This window comes from Planktothrix sp. PCC 11201 (assembly GCF_900009135.1).
Taxonomy (GTDB): Bacteria; Cyanobacteriota; Cyanobacteriia; order Cyanobacteriales; family Microcoleaceae; genus Planktothrix.
This window is the reverse complement of record NZ_LT797739.1, coordinates 1-1126: the sequence shown is the minus strand read 5'-3', so window position 1 is coordinate 1126 and position 1126 is coordinate 1. Positions and strand designations below refer to the sequence as shown.

1 protein-coding gene is annotated in these 1126 nt (G+C 31.7%); it reads right to left on the bottom strand.

Going from position 1 to position 1126, the window contains the following annotated elements; genetic code table 11:
- Positions 1-203: 203 nt before the first annotated feature.
- Positions 204-1126 (bottom strand): hypothetical protein (locus tag PL11201_RS25470; RefSeq protein ID WP_079681642.1); only part of this gene is annotated, 923 nt, incomplete at its 5' end.

The window sequence follows — 1126 nt, the reverse complement described above, 5'->3', positions numbered from 1 at the left end:
TTGTTGTAAATTTGATGAGTAGCAAGCATCTCTTGTGGCGACACCATGAATAAAAAATACAAGCATAATCAATAATAGGTAAAGTGTTTTAGGGTTGGGTTAGTATTTAATTATAGTATAGCAATTATAAATGATTAAACCAATCATGATCAATTTCAACCACTTCAATCATTTTTGTTTTGAGATTTAATATTTTTTTAGAATCAACCATTATTGTCAAGTTGATTCAAAATATTATTAGTAATTAATCTAGCAGTGTAAGGACAATTCCAATAACTATTATGGGCATCACCAGAACTCACAGCCATTGCTAAGTCATTTTGACCAAAATTTCTAGCTATTTTTTCAACCCAGTTAGCATCCTCTAATAAATACTCATCTTCAAATTTTAGATAACTATTTTCAGCCAGATGTAAATTCGCTTTTAAAGGATAAGCCATTAAGTCGGAACCATGAATTAAATTCAGCCATCTTAAAGGCTGTTCCGAAGAATAGAAATGAGCAAATTGATTGACTTTTTCGGGACGAACATCTAACATCGTATTAATAAATAAAATGGGCGAACCTATGAGCGTGATACTGCTCAAATTAACCTGATGTTTAAGTTTTACATCTGTCTGATTTTGTAATTCTCGAATCATAGCTCGAATAGATAAAGCTGGGTCTTTCGCTGAAAATCGATCTGAAAATAAAACATCCCATAGAATTACAGTTCCTAACGAATGGGCAACAATATGAATTTCAGAATCATTGGGGTTTTGCTTAATAAAATTATAGAGTTGATGAGCGATTATTTTACGAATTTCTCGACCCTTATCAGAATTCATATAGGTAAAGAAATCCCCCATAAATTGAGAAAAGAAACCTTCTCTAAACGATCGATATTTCAAAAACTCTTCACTATCACTTTTAGAATATTTCTTTTTAGCGTGTGCTAAATCTTCATCAATCCCATTCCATATTTTCCCCATATCTGTTAAGGCAGAACCCCAAAAACTAGCATAAAAATGAGGATTTTTTTCTCCCCGTTGACTAAATTCTGTTTTGATAATTTGTTGTAAATTTGATGAGTAGCAAGCATCTCTTGTGGCGACACCATGAATAAAAAATACAAGCATAATCAATA